The sequence below is a fragment of the Aliidiomarina haloalkalitolerans genome, assembly GCF_003987315.1.
GTDB lineage: Bacteria > Pseudomonadota > Gammaproteobacteria > Enterobacterales > Alteromonadaceae > Aliidiomarina > Aliidiomarina haloalkalitolerans.
Genome location: NZ_PIPI01000001.1, coordinates 43,491 through 61,227, shown reverse-complemented (window position 1 = coordinate 61,227; position 17,737 = coordinate 43,491). Strand labels below are relative to the sequence as shown.

General features: G+C 51.7%; 16 protein-coding genes. 8 read left to right on the top strand and 8 right to left on the bottom strand.

What is annotated here, in order from left to right; all coding sequences use genetic code 11:
• Positions 1-3 precede the first annotated feature (3 nt).
• From CWE06_RS00285 to CWE06_RS00250, 8 genes are all read right to left on the bottom strand, one after another.
• The gene (locus CWE06_RS00285; RefSeq protein WP_126790328.1) at positions 4-1,035 is read right to left on the bottom strand and encodes a lytic murein transglycosylase; all 1,032 of its coding nucleotides are present in this window, start codon (positions 1,033-1,035) and stop codon (positions 4-6) included.
• A 27-nt stretch (positions 1,036-1,062) separates the two neighbouring features.
• On the bottom strand, positions 1,063-1,332 hold the full coding sequence (locus CWE06_RS00280; protein WP_126790327.1) for a YcgL domain-containing protein: 270 nt from the start codon (positions 1,330-1,332) through the stop codon (positions 1,063-1,065).
• A gap of 11 nt (positions 1,333-1,343) precedes the next feature.
• Positions 1,344-2,543, bottom strand: a complete 1,200-nt coding sequence (rnd, locus tag CWE06_RS00275; RefSeq protein ID WP_126790326.1) for a ribonuclease D — start codon at positions 2,541-2,543, stop codon at positions 1,344-1,346.
• A complete protein-coding gene (gene fadD / locus CWE06_RS00270) occupies positions 2,543-4,198 on the bottom strand; it encodes a long-chain-fatty-acid--CoA ligase FadD (RefSeq protein WP_126790325.1) in 1,656 nt (551 codons plus the stop codon). Before fadD ends, rnd begins: the two co-directional genes overlap by 1 nt.
• Before the next feature lie 107 nt (positions 4,199-4,305).
• Complete coding sequence (locus CWE06_RS00265) at positions 4,306-5,211, bottom strand: alpha/beta fold hydrolase (RefSeq protein WP_126790324.1); 906 nt, start codon at positions 5,209-5,211, stop codon at positions 4,306-4,308.
• Positions 5,208-5,882: a Slp family lipoprotein gene (locus tag CWE06_RS00260; RefSeq protein WP_126790323.1), complete on the bottom strand. Its 675-nt coding sequence runs from the start codon at positions 5,880-5,882 to the stop codon at positions 5,208-5,210. The genes CWE06_RS00265 and CWE06_RS00260 overlap by 4 nt, the downstream gene beginning before the upstream one ends.
• A gap of 51 nt (positions 5,883-5,933) precedes the next feature.
• The gene (gene tsaB / locus CWE06_RS00255) at positions 5,934-6,710 is read right to left on the bottom strand and encodes a tRNA (adenosine(37)-N6)-threonylcarbamoyltransferase complex dimerization subunit type 1 TsaB (RefSeq protein WP_126790322.1); all 777 of its coding nucleotides are present in this window, start codon (positions 6,708-6,710) and stop codon (positions 5,934-5,936) included.
• The gene (locus CWE06_RS00250) at positions 6,707-8,632 is read right to left on the bottom strand and encodes a DNA repair helicase YoaA (RefSeq protein WP_126790321.1); all 1,926 of its coding nucleotides are present in this window, start codon (positions 8,630-8,632) and stop codon (positions 6,707-6,709) included. Before CWE06_RS00250 ends, tsaB begins: the two co-directional genes overlap by 4 nt.
• An 18-nt stretch (positions 8,633-8,650) precedes the next feature.
• Here CWE06_RS00250 and CWE06_RS00245 point away from each other — a divergent pair, with 18 nt between their 5' ends.
• The 8 genes from CWE06_RS00245 (at position 8,651) to hisF (ending at position 17,679) form a co-directional block, all read left to right on the top strand.
• On the top strand, positions 8,651-10,678 hold the full coding sequence (locus tag CWE06_RS00245; protein ID WP_126790320.1) for a YfiR/HmsC family protein: 2,028 nt from the start codon (positions 8,651-8,653) through the stop codon (positions 10,676-10,678).
• Positions 10,679-11,083: 405 nt separating this feature from the next.
• Positions 11,084-11,980, top strand: coding sequence for an ATP phosphoribosyltransferase (gene hisG / locus CWE06_RS00240; protein ID WP_126790319.1), 897 nt, complete (start codon positions 11,084-11,086; stop codon positions 11,978-11,980).
• A gap of 4 nt (positions 11,981-11,984) precedes the next feature.
• Complete coding sequence (gene hisD, locus CWE06_RS00235; protein WP_126790318.1) at positions 11,985-13,343, top strand: histidinol dehydrogenase; 1,359 nt, start codon at positions 11,985-11,987, stop codon at positions 13,341-13,343.
• Positions 13,340-14,497 (top strand): histidinol-phosphate transaminase, encoded by a 1,158-nt coding sequence (gene hisC / locus CWE06_RS00230; RefSeq protein ID WP_126790317.1) that lies wholly within the window; start codon positions 13,340-13,342, stop codon positions 14,495-14,497. The genes hisD and hisC overlap by 4 nt, the downstream gene beginning before the upstream one ends.
• 2 nt (positions 14,498-14,499) lie before the next feature.
• The gene (gene hisB / locus CWE06_RS00225) at positions 14,500-15,573 is read left to right on the top strand and encodes a bifunctional histidinol-phosphatase/imidazoleglycerol-phosphate dehydratase HisB (protein ID WP_126790316.1); all 1,074 of its coding nucleotides are present in this window, start codon (positions 14,500-14,502) and stop codon (positions 15,571-15,573) included.
• A complete protein-coding gene (gene hisH, locus CWE06_RS00220) occupies positions 15,570-16,193 on the top strand; it encodes an imidazole glycerol phosphate synthase subunit HisH (protein WP_126790315.1) in 624 nt (207 codons plus the stop codon). The genes hisB and hisH overlap by 4 nt, the downstream gene beginning before the upstream one ends.
• The gene (gene hisA, locus CWE06_RS00215; protein WP_126790314.1) at positions 16,187-16,924 is read left to right on the top strand and encodes a 1-(5-phosphoribosyl)-5-[(5-phosphoribosylamino)methylideneamino]imidazole-4-carboxamide isomerase; all 738 of its coding nucleotides are present in this window, start codon (positions 16,187-16,189) and stop codon (positions 16,922-16,924) included. The genes hisH and hisA overlap by 7 nt, the downstream gene beginning before the upstream one ends.
• A complete protein-coding gene (hisF, locus tag CWE06_RS00210; RefSeq protein ID WP_126790313.1) occupies positions 16,906-17,679 on the top strand; it encodes an imidazole glycerol phosphate synthase subunit HisF in 774 nt (257 codons plus the stop codon). Before hisA ends, hisF begins: the two co-directional genes overlap by 19 nt.
• The last annotated feature ends 58 nt before the right edge of the window (positions 17,680-17,737 follow it).

The window sequence follows — 17,737 nt, the reverse complement described above, 5'->3', positions numbered from 1 at the left end:
CACTTACAGTCCCATTTGAATGCGATCGGCAAGCGTACCAACCGCAGCAACGAAGTAATTCGAGCGGTTCCAACGCATCAGCACGTCCCAGTTGTGATAAGCCAAGTAAATACGGCCATCAACGCCGTCAGGCATAATCACAGACGCTTGAATATCTCGAGTCGGTAACGCTGAGCCGTCATAGCGACGAATGCCAAGCTCTTGCCATTCCGCCAGTGATTTTTTGGTGTTAAGGCCAGCTAACTCGGTATCAAAACCAGCCGGTAAACGAACTTGCCGTCCCCAGGTTTTGCTGTCATCCCAACCCACTTGAGCTAAGTAGTTCGCCGCAGATGCGAACACATCAGGGAAGCTATTCCAAATATCGATTTTACCATCGCCGTCACCATCAACCGCATACGACAAGAACGAACTTGGCATAAACTGGGTTTGGCCCATCGCTCCTGCCCACGATCCGCGCATTTGCTCTGGTTCGATATGGCCAGCGTCAATAATTTCTAGTGCTTGCATTAACTGACGTTTAAAGAACGCTTCACGGCGACCTTCGTACGCTAACGTTGCTAACGCAGACACCACTTTGAAGTTGCCGGTGAAACCACCATAGTTGGTTTCGACACCCCACAAGGCGACAATAAAGCGTGGCTGTACGCCATATTCAGCACCAATTCGCTCGAGTAGTTCACGGTGCTCACGGTATTTACGTACGCCCTGCTGGACTTTCCAATCAGGAACAGCGCGCGGCAAATAAGTGTCGAGGGTAATGGTAAACTCTGGTTGGTTGCGGTCGGCACTTACTGCTCGCTGATAAAACTCAACATCAGTAAACGCCCGCGCAATGGCATCTGCCGAGATGCCGTGTTCACGAGCTTCAACTTTTAATTGTTCGACATAGTCAGGAAAACCCGCAACATCGACGTCATTGGCTTGCGCCTTCCCACTCACTAGGGCTTTGCCTGCAAATATCAATAACGAGAACACCAGTAGTAGCGCTACATGTCGCAAAACATGACCGAACTGAACACCGAATAACCGCATAAATCTTCCTCTCTTCAGAACAACGAACTACCGACGGTCTGCTTTGTGGCTGTCGAGCAGATTCTCAACCGGCAGTGGCATTTGCAAATAGTACCCGGGGTCTTCTAGGTGTTCCAGCAACTTTACACCACTAATGCGGGCAAATTGACGGTTTGGGCTGATCGCCATGCGGGTGACTTCCAATTCAGGAATAAACAACTGTTGCAGCGGCAAAGGTAAATCACCAAGCTCTGCGTCCATCGGCAAATACAAGTAAGTATCGGCTTTACGGGGAGACTTCAAAATACGACAAAACATTGCGGTTATTCCTAACGCTTACTTTCGGCCAATAGTGCTTGCAAACCATCCACCAATAAATCGGCGCGCCAGCCACTACAGAGATCCGGCTTGGCAATCAAGGATTTGCTCGCCTCACTGGTAAAATGCGCATACACAAAGACGTCGTTAATTTGCTTACGAGAACCAAGCAACGACACTGGGATACCAGTTTCTTCAGCCACGTCTGCAAACAGCGCCTTGGCTGCTTTAAAAAAGCGTTTATAGCCAGGCAGTTGATCATAACGCGGAATATCTTCCGGTTGCTCACTTGCGGGAACAGCCTCTCCTGCAGCCACACAGGACAATACCGCATCGCCATACAAACGCAGCGAACGCGGGTGAATATCAGCAATTTGCCCTAATTGATGGCGATTTTGCGGGCGCGTTCGCGCTATCTCAACCATCACCGGATCACGCAGAATAAAGGGTAAAGCGACATCATTGGTCCGTGCTGTTTGCAAGCGCCAAGCAGCAAGTTCACGCAGAATTGCACGACCAGTGCCAGGCAATAAGCTAACACCGCCAATATCGCGCCAAGCAACCTGAGGCGCCACATCGCGCGCACGCTTTTGCACTTGCTCACGACACTCTTGCCACACCAAGTCGGCAAATGGCAGTTGTTCAACTTGTTCCTTCAACTCGACTTGCAAGCGTTCCAGATAAATGACATCCGCTGCCGCATAATCAAGCTGCGCTTTACTCAATGGGCGCTGCAACCAGTCTGTGCGGCTTTGGCTTTTATCGACTGCAATCCCGAGCATCTTCTCAACTAATCCGGCATAACCAATTTGACTGCCGTCCGTTAAGAACGCATGTGCGACTTGGCTGTCAAACAGCTTTTTGGGTAATGCGTCGTAACGATGGAACAACTCTAAGTCTTCACCGCCCGCATGCAGAATCACTTCCACACCACTGCTAAGCAGTTGCCACAAGGGTTGCAAATCCACGCCGTTGAGCGGGTCAATCAGCACGGCTTCACCGGCGCAACTTGCTTGCACTAGGCCTAACTGCGCATAGTAAGTGCGTGTGCGCACAAACTCGGTATCGACGATCACATAACCTTTCGCAGCCGCTCGATCGCAAAACGCCACCAGTTCCCCAGTGGCGTTTATCATCCGATAATCGGACATGCGGTCGTCAGTTGCAGACTCGGCCGCTGAGGCCGAGTTGTCTTGACTTGCACTTGTCATTAATCATCCCGTAATTCACGACGCAGAATTTTGCCCACGTTCGTTTTCGGTAATTCGTCACGGAACTCAACGAGTTTCGGCACTTTATACGCCGTTAAATTCTCGCGGCAGAAATCAATCAGCTCTTTTTCAGCAAGCGATTGGTCTTTCTTCACAACGACAATCTTGACGACTTCACCTGACGACTCGTGCGGTACACCAACTGCGGCAACTTCCAATACCTTCGGATGACTTGCAACCACGTCTTCAATTTCATTCGGGTAGACATTAAAGCCTGACACCAAAATCATATCTTTTTTGCGGTCAACAATGCGGAAGAAGCCATGCTCATCCACAGTCGCCATATCACCGGTTGCGAACCAACCGTCTTTGATCGCCTTGTCAGTGTCTTCCGGACGTCCGAGATAACCCGCCATGACCTGCGGACCTTTCACCCACAGTTCACCCGGTTCACCCATTGGCAACTCATTACCGTCTTCATCGACGATTTTACAGTCAGTCGAAGGCAATGGAATACCAATGGAGCCCGTATAATGCTCAATATCAAACGGGTTCGCAGTCACGACCGGTGAGCATTCGGTCAAACCATAACCTTCTAACAGCGCAGTACCGGTGACTTTTTCCCAGTTTTCTGCGACCGCACGTTGCACAGCCATACCACCACCTAAGGCGATTTTTAAATGAGCAAAGTCAAGGTCTTTGAAGCCGGGAGTATGTAACAAGCCGTTAAACAAGGTATTTACACCGGAAATCATGGTGAACTTGTGCTTGCCGAGTTCTTTCACAAACGCAGGCATATCGCGCGGATTGGTGATCAAGATATTCTTGCCACCAAATTTCAAAAACGCCAAGCAATTCGCCGTTAACGCAAAGATGTGGTACAGCGGTAACGCAGTAATGACCACTTCTTTACCGTCACTTAAGCGAGGCAGAATAAAGGCTGAAATTTGATCAAGGTTGGCGACCATGTTGCGATGAGTCAGCATCGCGCCTTTCGACACCCCAGTGGTTCCACCTGTGTATTGTAGGAAAGCGAGATCGTCGCCTTTCACTTCTGGCCGTGAATACGAATTCTTCGCACCTTCGACCAGTACATCGTTGAACTCAACCGTGTTCGACAGGCTATAAGCCGGTACCATTTTCTTCACGTACTTGACGACTAAATTGACAATCCAACGCTTCGGCACTGGCAACATATCACCAATGCTAGTCAGGATAACTTTGTCGAGGCTGACGTCTTTTTCAATCTTCGCTAAGGTGTGGGCGAAGTTTTTCAGAATCACAATCGCCTTACTCTTCGAGTCGGTCAACTGATGCTTCAGTTCCCGCGCTGTATAGAGTGGATTGACATTCACAACCGTCATGCCCGCACGCAGAATCCCGAACAAGGCGACCGGATATTGCAATAAGTTTGGCATCATCACGGCAACTGGATCGCCCTTTTTCAAGCCGATTGATTGCAAGTAGGCAGCAAACTTCTCTGTTAACTGGTCCAGTTCACCATAGGTGATGTCTGTGTCCATGTTGCTGAATGCAACGTGGTCACGATATTTTTGTGCACTTTCTTCGAAAATTTCGACTAACGAAGCATAGTGATCCGGATCGATTTCTTTTGGCACCCCATTTGGATACCGTTCCAGCCAAATCTTATCCACCGTGAACGCTCCTGATTTACGTAATTTTTTTAAATAATAGTCACGAATAACACGTCATCTTCTCATATCCGACCAGTCGATCATAGCGTTAATCGGCCTTGATCGCCTCACGATCCTGCACGATCGAGCAAAATTCGTGCAATGTCAGCTGGGCTTTGCATATGTGCATGATGCCCGCCTTCTATCGTCAGTGTCGTCAATTGTTGAACATGATGTTGCCAGTTTTGAATCGCTTGATGCAAGTCGTTATGGCCGCTGTCGCCGAGCACAACGTGTAACGGACAGCGAATATTCTCTAACATATCGACCGCATGCGCTGCTGTAAAGCGAATTGGTGAGGGCAACCGAACTCGGGGATCAACACGCCACTCAAATCCGCGTTCAGTGGTCACCACGCTGCGCTCAATTAATAAACGCGCTAAATCTGGCGTCAGATCGTTTAACTCAGCACGCAGATTGACTAAACGTTGTAGGTCTTTATAGCAGGGAGCGGCTTTGCTGCGCAATTCGCTGCGCTGTGCGGTGGCTTTTTGCAGATGAGTGACAAGGTTGCCACCTTGGCCGAGCCACAATCCCATGGCTTCAATTGCAGTCACACGTTGCACTTGGTCTGGCAATGCTGCCGCCACGAGTTGTGCCACATAGCCACCCATACTATGGCCGAGCAATTCTAGATTCGACCACTGCTGTTGTTGCTGCTGTTGTTGAATTAATGCAATCACATCGGCAACGTATTCGGTGAAGTAATACCACGCACCTTGCGGCCGATGATCGGAATGGCCGTGGCCAGCAAAATCAAGTGCAATCAGGTCGAGGGTATGCGGTTGCGCAGCGGTTTCGGCTGTGGATTCCAGCTGGGCTTGAATTTCCAATTCTTGCAACAGTGGGGTAAAGCTTGCCGCATTGTCTAACCAACCATGCAGCGCCAGCACCGTCCGTGGTGCTGTACTCGGAAATTGCGCATGGACTCCCGCGAGTTGAATATACGGGAGGTTAAATTGAACCGCCCTCAATGCTGCTGCCGCACAGGTTCACGTTGCATCTGTGGCCGTTGCTGCGGTGCTTGCTGGGTCGGTGGACGCTGGTCGCGCTGGTCATCGACATGGCGCACACCATAAGGGAAGTAGTATGGGTGTACGCGGTACGGGCCGGTGCCGTACAAGCGGTGGCGATACCAAGGCGAATACATGTCATGATGCCAGACATCCACGCGCTGCGGCTCTTCTGACCACAAATGGACGCCCTGCGCGCGCACTAATGGAAAACGATAAACAAACTCGTCAATGGTGTCTTCGACCATGCTTTGGTAAGTACCTAGCACCGTAATCGAACGGCCACGGGCATACACTTCAGGGTCAGCAAAGCCTTCAACGCGCACCCGGAAACGGCCTGGAGTTTGGTCACTGACATACGGACGGCCCGTGCCACGCAAGGTGAAAAACACCACTTCGATTTCGGAGTGCTCGGCGCGGTTACGTACCTCGGCAATGACCCCGCCCCAGCGCACCAAGTCACCTTGAGTCGCTTCAGGGCTGGCCATCACGGTAGAAAAATTGGTCAGGCTTTCGTCGGTTGTACGAATATTTTCTGGTAACCGTGCAGCACAGCCGCTCAATAACAGCAGTGCAGCACTGGCACTCAGGATCCATTTCCAAAAACCAAAATTCAGGGTGTCGATTTTCATGAGCTACCTCCTCGGCAACAACCTTGCTCGCGCGCGTCTCGGCTCTTACGCCTAGCCACGCCCCGGCAGTTTCTGCCATGTCACTTCATTCCGGACATAATGCAGTTCAAATTCACTTGCTGGTACCGCCTGACCGCGCAAAAATGCGTCGCGACCAAGTGCTAACATATCAATCGCATGCGGGAAATGCACTGTTGCTTCTGCATGGGTTGCCACAACTGTAGCCCCCACATTGGCCAGTGCCTCAGCGAGTTCTGCCGCATAGGTGACAAAGCCCGTACCAACGCCATACCATTCACTACGTTGCTCTTTCTTGGCAGCTACATTGGCAGCTGTGTTGCCAGCCATGTTGCCAGCCATGTCGAGCGCAGTGACGATCGTATTTGGCGCGCACACCACTTCTGCATGCTGTGCAACCATCAGACCATTTTCAACCTGGTAGGTTCCCGCATACACCTCGCCCATGCGCGCATCAATAGCAGCAAGAACCTGTGACACTTGCCCTAAACGCCAAGCCTGTTGCGCCATCGCCTGCAAACTCGACACGCCAACTAAAGGAATACGTTGACTGAATGCCAGGCCTTGCGCAATCCCAGCGGCAATGCGTACACCGGTAAAGCTACCCGGGCCACGCCCGACAATAATGGCATCCAATTCAGCCAGGCTACTGCCCGCTTCTGCAAGAACTTGCTGAACAAACGGCAGTAATAAGTCCGCATGTTGCCGCGGTGCTTCTTGCCCGCGAAATACCAGCTGTTCACCATCACTATACGCAACCGAACAGTATTCGGTTGCACTGTCTATTGCCAATAACTTTGGCTCACTCATTCGACGTTCCTCAAAAACTCTAACGCTTTAGCGAGCGACCGCGTGCGCTGCATCGGCGGTAAACTCGCAATAAATGTTTGTCCATACTGTTTCGTGACCATTCGATTATCGCAGATGATCAAGACACCGCGGTCATTGACATCCCGCACCAAACGCCCCGCCCCTTGCTTCATCGCAATCACGGCCTGGGGAATTTGAATGGCGGCAAACGGGTCTTCGCCCTTCAAGCGACAATCTTCAACGCGCGCCTGCAACAGCGGCTCGTCCGGCGAACTAAAGGGGAGCTTATCAATAATCACACAACGCAACGCATCGCCACGCACATCAACCCCTTCCCAGAAGGAACTGGTACCCAGCAATATCGCATTTTCTGCCGCCACAAACTGATTTAACAACTCGCGCTTGCTCGAGGTTCCCTGCACTAAAACCAGCCGATCCGTATCGTTACGCAACGCTTTGGCGACCAGTTGCAACATCCGATGACTGGTAAACAGCACAAAAGTGCCGCCATGGTTCGCTGCCACAACTTCTTCAACTAACTGCACCAGCGCCTGACTCATGTCGCGCGAATTGGGTTCCGGCAAATAGCGCGGTAAACACAACAAGGCTTGTTTTTGAAAATCAAACGGACTGTCGAGCACCAGTGTATGTAGTTTTGCAGGTGTTAAACCAAGCCCTAAACGCTGATTAAAAAACGTGAACGAGCCATTCACGGTCAGCGTCGCAGACGTAAATACCCAGCGCGCTTCTTGTGCTTCAAGCTGGCGACCGAAAGGTTCAGCAACCGACAGTGGCGTGCGATGCACACTTAAATGCCGCGGTGTCGTTTCGTACCAATAACTGTAACCGGTAACCTGAGTATTTTGCAGTAATTGCCAACGCTTGTGAATGAGATCGAGGCGCTCATAGCACTGATCGAGTTCTTTACTCCGCCCCAACAAATTGCGGCAAATATCCAATGCCCGCTGCAGCATGTCCGCTAACCGTTGCACGGCCACACCGGTTTGTTCTGTCGCTAGCGCGTCGCGCCAATTACCGCGTTCTGGGTCTACCGCAAAGGTCAGACGTAAATCCCGAGCTGAGCGTTCAAGTTGATCGGCAATTTGCGACAATGGCCGGGCGTCGCGCACTTCAGTGCGGTACAACAGCTGCAGATCCTTACACAGGTCGACGATCATGCGCGTCGACACGGTTTCACTGAAATACTGACTGGCGATATCTGGGAGCTGATGTGCTTCGTCGAAAACAATCAAATCGGCGGCCGGAATTAACTCACCGAAACCGGTATCTTTTAAAACCAGATCAGCACAGAACAAATGATGATTAACGACAACAATGTCCGCTTCCAGTGCTTCTTTGCGCGCTTTCACCAAATAGCAGTCTTCGTACTGCGGACATTCCCGGCCAAGGCAGTTATCTATGGTGCTCGTGACTCGTGGTAATGCCGGCGAATCTTCCGCCAGTTCAGCAATTTCACCCAAATCGCCGGTTTTGGTCCGGTTTGCCCAATCGCGAATAATTTGCAGTTGAGCGAGGATCTCGCTATCGACTTCACCCGGATAACGAATAACCTGTTCCATCCGATTCAGACACAAATAGTTACTGCGCCCTTTTAGCAGCGCTGCGACTTTGCGTGGCGCTAACGCCGCGCGCAATTGCGGTAAATCGCGATGAAATAATTGTTCTTGAAGATTGCGCGTTCCGGTCGACAAAATGACCTTGCCACTTTGCAGCAACGCCGGTGCTAAATAAGCAAATGTTTTACCAGTTCCGGTTTCCGCTTCCACCACAAGCTGCTCGCCCGCTTTTTGCAATTGCGTAATCGCCGCTGCCATTTGCTGTTGGGCGGGGCGGGGTTGAAAACCGGGTAATGCTTTACTGAGTGCTCCCTCGGGTGCAAAAACTGCAGTAACCTCTGACATCAGGACGTCCTTTACGATATGCTAGGGGCATTATTTCATATTCAGACTTGGATGCCGACACTTATGCCGAGTAATTTCATTCATCAATTGCGCATTTTGCTGCTCATAGCCTGTTGCTCGTTCGGGCTAACGAGTGCAGTTGCACAGGCTCAAGGGCAAGCAACCACGCCTATATCGGCGGAAGAAATGCGTGCCGCCTATTTGGCGAATGTTGTTCATTACGTCACCTGGCCGAATGAATCCGTGCGTGAAAGCTTGACGATTGGGGTCCTCGGCAGCCCGCAAGTCTATCAAGAATTACGTAATTCGCCATTGGGCAGTATTCGCGGTTTACGCATTGAAGTCGTTGAAGTCACACGACCAAGTGGCGGCAGTGAAGTGGATGTTTTGTATATTGGTACCGGTGCTTCGCACTTGCTCAATAGTAGTTTCAATGCCGTGCGCGGCCGAGCAATTCTGGTGATCACCGAACACTCGCCAGTGCGCGATGACATGATGATCAATCTGGTCGTCACCACTCAGAATCGCCTCGGCTTTCAGGTTAATTCCGATCGTATTGAAAGTACCGGTTTGCGCGCCTCTGGCGACCTGCTCATGCTGCGCGGCAACGAGTTGGAAATGGCCGTGATGGCTCGCCGTGCGCAAGCGCGCGCGGCGGACTTACAACAACAGGTCAATGGTTTAACCAGCGAACTCGAACAAAGCCGCGCCGAAAATCGGCAACTATTAAATCGCATCGACTTACTCGAGCAAACCGTGCGCGAACGTGACAATGTGCTGCGAGCGCAGCAAGGCACGCTCGAAGACAAACAGCAGGTGATGGACTCCCAGCAAACTGCCTTACAAGAGTTACTCCGTGAGCTCGACGGTCAGCGACAGTTGTTATTTGAACGCGAAGAGCAGTTACGGCAAATTCAAATTACCCTGCGTCGCAGTGAGCAAGCGCTTGAAGAGCAGCAAGTGCAGCTGCGCCAAAAAGAGTTTCAATTGCGCCAAAAACAACAAGAAAGTGACGAGTTAGCCGAGCGCATTTTAGCCAACCGTAACGTCCTTGCAGTGCAACAACAGCAGCTGCGCGATCAGCGCACCGCCCTTGACGAACAATTGGCATTACTCGAGTCGCGCGAGCGCACGATCGACCGCCAACGCTTGTACCTGTGGGCCATTGGTTTTGCGTTTCTAATCGCCTTAGTCATGGCCGTCACAACCGTTGTCATGTTCCTGAATAAGCGGAAAACAGCAGGCAAGCTGTTGCTAACGCTCGATGAATTACGTGACGCCCAAGACAAGCTGGTCGAGTCTGAGAAAATGGCCGCACTCGGTAACCTCGTTGCCGGTGTTGCCCATGAGGTTAACACCCCACTCGGCGTTGCCATCACAGGTACCAGCATGGTGCATGACCGTCTCGCGATTTTGAAAGAGCAACTCGAACAGGGACAACTCACGCGAGACCAACTCAGTGGCTTTATCGAGCGCAGCACCGACAGCTTAAGCCTCACCCAGAAAAACCTGTCGCGGGTGGGTGAACTGATTAGTAACTTTAAGCAAATTGCCGTTGACCAAATGGTTGCTGAGAAACGTGAGATTAATCTCAAAACCTATCTCGAAGAAGTCATGTCGACCCTGTCGATCGAACTGCGACGTGCCGGTATTGTGTACAAGGTCGAGATGGCTGATGACATTGTCATGACCACCATTCCAGGGGCCATGGCGCAGATCATTACCAACTTAGTCACCAATGCCATTCGTCATGCATTCCATCAGCGCAGCGCCGATGAACCAGCCATTTTGACCTTGTCGGCCGAGACCGCCGCAGGTAATCAAGTGCGTTTGCGTTTTAGTGATAACGGCGTCGGTATGGACGAGATCATCTTGGGTCAAATTTATGATCCGTTCTTTACCACCAAGCGTAGTGAAGGCGGCACAGGTTTAGGTATGCCGATTGTGTACAACTTAGTTCGGCAAAAACTGAAAGGCGATATTTCTGTGGAAAGCACCGTAGGTGTCGGTACGACCTTCACGTTAATGCTGCCGCGCAAACTTTAAACTGCAAGAAAGTACTTGCAATCTGAACTTGAGTCGGTAAAATCCATACAACTTAAGCAGACTTGTTCAGATTTAAGCGGACTCCATGGCAGCAGTGCCAGCTAGCAGCAGTGCCAACTAAAAGATAGGAACGGAAATGAATTTATATGGTGCACAATCAGCAATGAACGCAAAACAGAGCCTCTGCTCTGGCGTTGCTGTGCATCACCATCATCATTTCCTCTAGCGGCCTTCTGCATGAGGAAGGTCCTTTGGTACCTTCCTGAGCCCCTTTGATTCTTGAGCCCCGGAAGCGTACCTTCCGGGGCTTTTTTCATGTCTTCGCCGCCCATAGCAGCAACACACGAATCGAATTTAACTTTTTATTGAAACAGTTTTGAAATCAAGCAAATAAGGTGAAACCCAATGAGCAGTGAACGTTTAACGATTGCAGTGCAAAAATCTGGTCGACTCAGCAAAGAGTCACTGAAGCTTCTTGAAGCCTGTGGCGTCAAGTTTAACCTTCACGAGCAGCGTTTAATGGCCCACAGCACCAGTCACCCAATTGATTTATTGCGTGTTCGTGACGACGATATCCCTGGCTTAGTGATGGACGGCGTTGTCGACCTCGGCTTAGTGGGTGAAAACGTGCTTGAAGAAGAGCGTCTCGAGCGCAGCATTAAGAATCAGCCAAGCAGTTTTCAGTCCTTGCGTCGGCTCGATTTCGGCTTCTGCCGGTTGAGCATCGCCGTGCCCAAAGAAACCAACTACCAAGGTTTAACTGACCTTAATGGCAGTAAAATCGCCACCACCTATCCACGCATTCTGGAAAGCTACTTGGCCACCCAAGGTATTCAAGCCAAGCCAGTCATGCTCACCGGGTCTGTTGAAGTCGCGCCGCGGGCGGGCTTAGCTGACGCTATTTGCGATTTAGTATCAACCGGTGCAACCCTGGAAGCCAATGGCTTAGTTGAGCAAGAAGTAATTTTCCGCTCCCAGGTGCAAATTATTCAGCGCAGCGAGTCATTAAGTGACGAGAAGCAGAAGCTAGTCAGCAAATTATTAGCTCGTCTTGACGGTGTGCAGCTCGCGAAAGAGAGCAAATACATTATGCTGCACGCACCAAAAGACAAACTCACCGAAGTCGAAGCCATTTTACCCGGCGCCGAGCGGCCGACTGTGTTGCCCCTAAGTCACACTGACGAGCAAGTTGCCGTACACGTGGTCAGTACCGAGAACTTATTCTGGGAAACCATGGAACAACTGAAAGCATTAGGCTGTAGTTCGATTCTAGTCATGCCAATTGAGAAAATGATGGGGTAAAACCATGGCAACCGACATTCAAGTGATCAACTGGCAAGACGCATCGGCGGCCGAACGCAGTGCGGCTCTTGCGCGCCCGGTGCAAGCCGTCAGTGCACGTTTGCAAGCACAAGTGCGCGACATTATCGACCGCGTTGCCAGCCAAGGTGATCAGGCGCTGCTCGACTACACCGCGCAATTTGACGGTGTGCGTTTAGCCAGTCCGGTGCTGCCGATGGCAACTGTTGCTGCCCTCGCTGAGCAAGCGAGTCCGGCAGTGCAACGTGCAATCGACCAAGCATACAACAACATTCGCCAGTTTCACCTCGCTCAGCAACCGCAAAACGTGCAGGTTGAAACCATGCCAGGTATCGTCTGTGAGCAACGCTTTCAGCCCCTTGAGCGCGTTGGATTATATATTCCGGGTGGCAGCGCCAGCTTACCAAGCACGGTCCTCATGCTCGGAATTCCGGCCCAAATTGCGAATTGCCAAGAACGCATTCTGATCAGCCCGCCAAGTGCCGGCGGTCAGCTTTCGCCGGCAATTTGTTATGCCGCAATTAAATGCGGTATCACCCAAGTTTGCTTAGGCGGTGGCGCGCAAGCGATTGCCGCATTAGCGTTGGGCACCGAAAGCATCACCAAAGTGGACAAAATTTTTGGGCCTGGCAATTCCTATGTCACCGAAGCCAAGCAGCAGGTCAGCCAAATTGCTGGCGGCCCAGCCATTGATATGCCTGCAGGACCGTCGGAAATTTTGGTTATCGCCGATGACAGCGCCGAGCCTGCCTTTGTAGCCGCTGATTTGCTTTCACAAGCAGAGCACGGCCCTGACTCGCAAGTGATTCTGTTGTCGCCGAGCCGCACGCTGATTGAACAAGTAAAAGTCGAGCTGAGTGAACAGCTCGCTGCATTGCCGCGGCAGTCCATTGCCCAACAAGCGTTAAGTGCAAGTGCGTTGATTCTTACCCGTGACCTAACCGAAGCGGTAGCCATTAGTCAAGCCTACGCGCCTGAACACTTATTGCTGCAATTTGACGATACCGACAGTTACTTACCCAAGTTAACCAATGCTGGTTCTATTTTTGTCGGTCACTATACCCCAGAGTCTGGCGGTGACTATGCCACCGGTACCAACCATGTGTTGCCAACGTACGGCTTCGCCCGCAATTACAGCAGTCTAGGTTTGCTCGACTTTTATCGCCGTTACACGGTACAAACCGTCTCAGCACAAGGCCTTCAAGATCTTGGTCAAACACTGATTGACCTAGCCGCAGAAGAGCAGTTAGACGCTCACTTACGTGCGGTTTCCTTGCGCCTTGAAAGCCCGCGCATGCAAGCTGACCTAGCCGCAGAGCAATTATCACAGGAGTCACGTTCATGAGCACCGCCGTTGCAAACTTAGTCAATACGCTCATGCGTGAGCACTTACGTTTGTTTACGCCCTACGCGTCAGCACGGCGCAGCATGTCCGGCGGCAGCGTCTGGTTAAATGCTAACGAGTCGCCCTACTCGCAAACCTACAGTGTCAAAACCGAAGGTTTGAATCGCTACCCCGACTTTCAAAACCAGGCGCTGAATCAGGCCTATGCCGACTATGCTGGTGTTGCCGCGAAGCAAGTAATCAGCCACCGAGGTAGCGACGAAAGCATTGAGTTACTCATTCGCACCTTTTGCGAGCCAGGTCGTGACAAAATTCTGATTTGCCCGCCAACCTATGGCATGTACGCCATTAGTGCGGCTATTAATAACAATGAAACCGTTGCTGTGCCGCTGCTTGCCGATACTTGGCAGCTGGACCTTGATGGTATTGAACAAGCACTCAACAACGAGCCTGGCATTAAAGTGGTGTTTTTATGTAACCCGTCGAACCCACTTGGCAATGCTTTGCAACGTGACAGCATGCAGCGCGTTATCGAGCTATGTCAGAATCGGGCTCTTGTGGTTATCGACGAAGCTTACATTGAGTTCGCCCAAGCGCGGTCACCGGCTGCCTATGCGAACTCCAATACGCTGCAGGGCAACTCGAACGTTTCGATGGTTGCGGCGATTGATCAAAACCCGCACGTGATTGTCATGCGCACACTGTCAAAAGCATTCGGCTTAGCCGGCATTCGAGTTGGCTTTACGCTTACTAACGCGGATTTAGTTCAGGCGTTATTGCCGGTTCTCGCGCCGTACCCATTGCCAGATTTAAGTATTCAGGTGGCGCAGCAGGCGTTGAGCTCGCAAGAACAAGCTCGGGTGCAAACAAATACCGCGCAAACCATTGCCGAGCGCGCTAAACTCGCACTAGCATTACAGGGTTATCCGTGGGTGAAACGGGTACACAATTCTGTGACTAACTTTATTCTTGTTAGCGTGAATGACGCCGATGCATTGATGCAACACTGTATTCAAGCCGGTGTTCTGATTCGTAATCAATCGTCGCAAGTTGGCCTCAGCAATTGCGTCCGTATTACCGTCGGCAGCGCCAGCGAAAATCAACAGTTACTGGCAGTCCTTGATGACTTTAAAGCCAGCAAGGCAGGAGCATAACCATGAGTCAGCAAAAAATTCTCTTTATCGATCGTGACGGCACCTTAGTGGAAGAACCAGCGGTCGACAAACAACTCGATAGCCTCGCAAAACTTGTGTACGAACCAGGCGTCATTAACGCCCTACAAGACCTCCAAGCTGCCGGCTATCGCTTGGTGATGGTCAGCAATCAAGACGGACTTGGCACCGACAGTTTCCCGCAGGCGGACTTTGATCCACCGCACAACGCCATGATGGATCTTTTTACCGCCCACGGTATTCGCTTCGACGACGTGCTAATTTGCCCACACTTCCCAGAAGACAACTGCAGCTGCCGTAAACCCAAGCTCGGTTTGGTGAAAGACTACTTGCAACAAGGTAAAGTCGACTTCACCACGTCCGCTGTCATTGGCGACCGTCAAACTGACCTTGAATTGGCAGAAAACATGGGTATCGCCGGTATTCGCTACGAGCGTGGCGTCAATGGTTGGGCGCAAATCGTTAAGCAATTGACCACCAAGCCACGCACTGCTGAAGTTGTTCGTACCACCCGCGAGACCGACATTCGTGTACAAGTAAACCTCGACGAAGCGGGTCCGGTGAAACTTGCGACCGGCATTGGCTTCTTCGACCACATGCTTGAGCAAATTGCCACCCACGGCGGATTTTCCTTACAAGTCACCGTCGACGGCGACCTCCACATCGACGATCACCACAGTGTCGAAGACACTGCGTTAGCGTTGGGCGAAGCATTACACAAAGCCCTTGGTGACAAACGTGGCATTGGCCGCTTCGGTTTTGTCTTACCAATGGACGAATGCCGCGCCGAATGTGTGCTCGATATTTCAGGTCGTCCCTATTTGGTTTTCGACGCCGACTTTAGCGCCGAGAACGTGGGTCAATTGGCGACGCAAATGGTGCCGCACTTTTTCCGTTCGCTGTGCGACAGCATGAAAATCTCGTTGCACTTAAGCACCACCGAAGGCAACGCTCACCACCAAGTAGAGGGCCTGTTTAAAGTCTTTGGCCGCGCCCTACGTCAGGCCATTCGGCGTCAAGGCAATGAAATGCCCTCGAGTAAGGGTGTTTTGGCATGAGTACGTCCGCCGTAAACAACAACTTGGTTATCGTCAATACCCGGGTTGCCAACTTAGCCTCGGTGGCGTTTGCATTTCGCCGCCTCGGCGTTGAACCCGTCATTAGTGCTGACCCAGAAGTCATCCGCAATGCAGAGCGTGTGGTTTTACCCGGCGTAGGCACTGCTGAAGCCGCCATGCGCGCCTTGCACGAGATCGACTTAGTCAGCACCTTGCAAAACTTAACACAGCCGGTGCTCGGCATTTGTTTGGGCATGCAAATGCTGACGCGTTATTCAACTGAAACTCGTGCCGCAGAGCCAGTGCCTGCACTTGGTGTCATTCCGACGCACATTGAGCGGTTACGCAGCCAAGCCGGTTTGCCTTTACCGCACATGGGTTGGAACCGCACTGAAGTCAGCGACCACCCTCTGTTTCAAGGTCTCGAACAGCCATGGTTTTACTTTGTCCACAGCTTTGCCGCACCGGTTGACGGCGCCACCATTGCCAGCTGTGATTATGGCCAACCGTTTGCTGCGGCCATTGCCAATGGCAATTTCCTCGGTGTGCAATTTCACCCTGAACGCTCTGGCGCCGACGGTGCGCGTGTTTTACAGAATTTCTTGGAGTTTACATGCTAATTCCAGCTCTCGATTTAATTGACGGTAACGTCGTTCGCCTGCTCAAAGGTGACTTTAACCAGCAAACCACGTACAACAGCAATCCGGTGGCTGTTGCACTGCAGTATCGTGATGAAGGCGCAGAATTTCTTCATTTAGTCGACCTCGACGGCGCCCGCGATACTAGTAAACGCCAGCTGAACTTACTCACTGAAATTGTCACCGTGACTGGCTTACCGATTCAAACTGGCGGCGGTATTCGCAGCCGCGACGACGTCGCTAACCTACTAGCCGCTGGTGTTCAACGCGCTGTGATTGGCTCGAAAGCCGTCACTGCTGTTGACGAAGTCTTAGGTTGGCTTGACGAGTTTGGCCCGGAAGCGATTGTCTTAGCGCTTGATATCAATATTGACCAGCAAGGCAACCGCTGGCTCGCCACCCATGGCTGGCAAAGCACCAGTGAAGTTCGTCTAGAAGACGTGCTCGACCGCTACCAAGTACGTGGTTTGAAGCATGTACTTTGCACCGATATCAGCCGCGACGGCACCTTAGCGGGTAGCAATGTCGAGCTTTACCGCGATCTCAAACGCGCCTATCCGAGCATTATCTGGCAAGCGTCCGGCGGTGTTGCTAGCTTAGCTGAGCTGGAAACATTAAAAAGCGCCAATTGCGACAGTGTCATTCTCGGCAAATCGCTGCTGACCGGCCAATTCACCTTACCGGAGGCACTCACATGCTGGCAAAACGCATAATTCCGTGCCTCGACGTCCGTGACGGCCAAGTCGTTAAAGGCGTGCAGTTCCGTAACCACGAAATTGTTGGAGACATTGTGCCTCTGGCGAAACGCTACGCCGAAGAAGGTGCTGATGAATTAGTCTTTTACGACATCACCGCATCGTCCGATGGTCGCGTGGTCGACAAGTCCTGGGTCAGCCGCGTTGCCGAAGTGATTAATATCCCTTTTGCGGTCGCTGGCGGTATTCAAAGTATCGAGCAAGCGCGCGAAATTCTGGCCATGGGCGCGGATAAAATCTCGGTCAATTCACCGGCTCTGCGCCGCCCTGAGCTAATTAACGAACTGGTTTCTGAGTTTGGACAGCAGTGCGTTGTCATTGGTATTGACAGCTTTTATAACCAAGAGACCGGCACCTACGACGTCTATCAATTCACTGGTGACGAGACTCGCACGCAGAAAACCAGCTGGCAAACCGCCGATTGGGTGCAAGAGGTGATCGCGCGCGGTGCCGGTGAAATCGTGCTGAACTGTATGAATCAAGACGGCGTGCGCAATGGCTATGACATTCAACAGTTAAAAGCGATTCGCGCAGCCTGCAATGTGCCACTCATCGCCTCTGGCGGTGCCGGTGCGGTTGAACATTTTATCGAGGTGTTTCAACACGCCAACGTCGACGGTGCGCTCGCGGCATCGGTTTTTCATAAAGGTGTCATTGCCATACGGGACTTAAAAACAGAACTGCGTAGCGCGGGCGTAATTATTAGGCCTTAGGGTATTAGGCCTTAGGGTATTAGGCCTTAGGGTATTAGGCCATAGGGGATTCGGCCTT

Bases quoted from the DNA above. Each gene is read 5' to 3' on its own strand.
- CWE06_RS00285 (WP_126790328.1), bottom strand. From the start codon at position 1,035: ATGCGGTTATTCGGTGTTCAGTTCGGTCATGTTTTGCGACATGTAGCG.
- CWE06_RS00280 (WP_126790327.1), bottom strand. From the start codon at position 1,332: ATGTTTTGTCGTATTTTGAAGTCTCCCCGTAAAGCCGATACTTACTTG.
- rnd (WP_126790326.1), bottom strand. From the start codon at position 2,543: ATGACAAGTGCAAGTCAAGACAACTCGGCCTCAGCGGCCGAGTCTGCA.
- CWE06_RS00260 (WP_126790323.1), bottom strand. From the start codon at position 5,882: ATGAAAATCGACACCCTGAATTTTGGTTTTTGGAAATGGATCCTGAGT.
- tsaB (WP_126790322.1), bottom strand. From the start codon at position 6,710: ATGAGTGAGCCAAAGTTATTGGCAATAGACAGTGCAACCGAATACTGT.
- CWE06_RS00250 (WP_126790321.1), bottom strand. From the start codon at position 8,632: ATGTCAGAGGTTACTGCAGTTTTTGCACCCGAGGGAGCACTCAGTAAA.
- CWE06_RS00245 (WP_126790320.1), top strand. From the start codon at position 8,651: ATGCTAGGGGCATTATTTCATATTCAGACTTGGATGCCGACACTTATG.
- hisG (WP_126790319.1), top strand. From the start codon at position 11,084: ATGAGCAGTGAACGTTTAACGATTGCAGTGCAAAAATCTGGTCGACTC.
- hisD (WP_126790318.1), top strand. From the start codon at position 11,985: ATGGCAACCGACATTCAAGTGATCAACTGGCAAGACGCATCGGCGGCC.
- hisC (WP_126790317.1), top strand. From the start codon at position 13,340: ATGAGCACCGCCGTTGCAAACTTAGTCAATACGCTCATGCGTGAGCAC.
- hisB (WP_126790316.1), top strand. From the start codon at position 14,500: ATGAGTCAGCAAAAAATTCTCTTTATCGATCGTGACGGCACCTTAGTG.
- hisH (WP_126790315.1), top strand. From the start codon at position 15,570: ATGAGTACGTCCGCCGTAAACAACAACTTGGTTATCGTCAATACCCGG.
- hisA (WP_126790314.1), top strand. From the start codon at position 16,187: ATGCTAATTCCAGCTCTCGATTTAATTGACGGTAACGTCGTTCGCCTG.
- hisF (WP_126790313.1), top strand. From the start codon at position 16,906: ATGCTGGCAAAACGCATAATTCCGTGCCTCGACGTCCGTGACGGCCAA.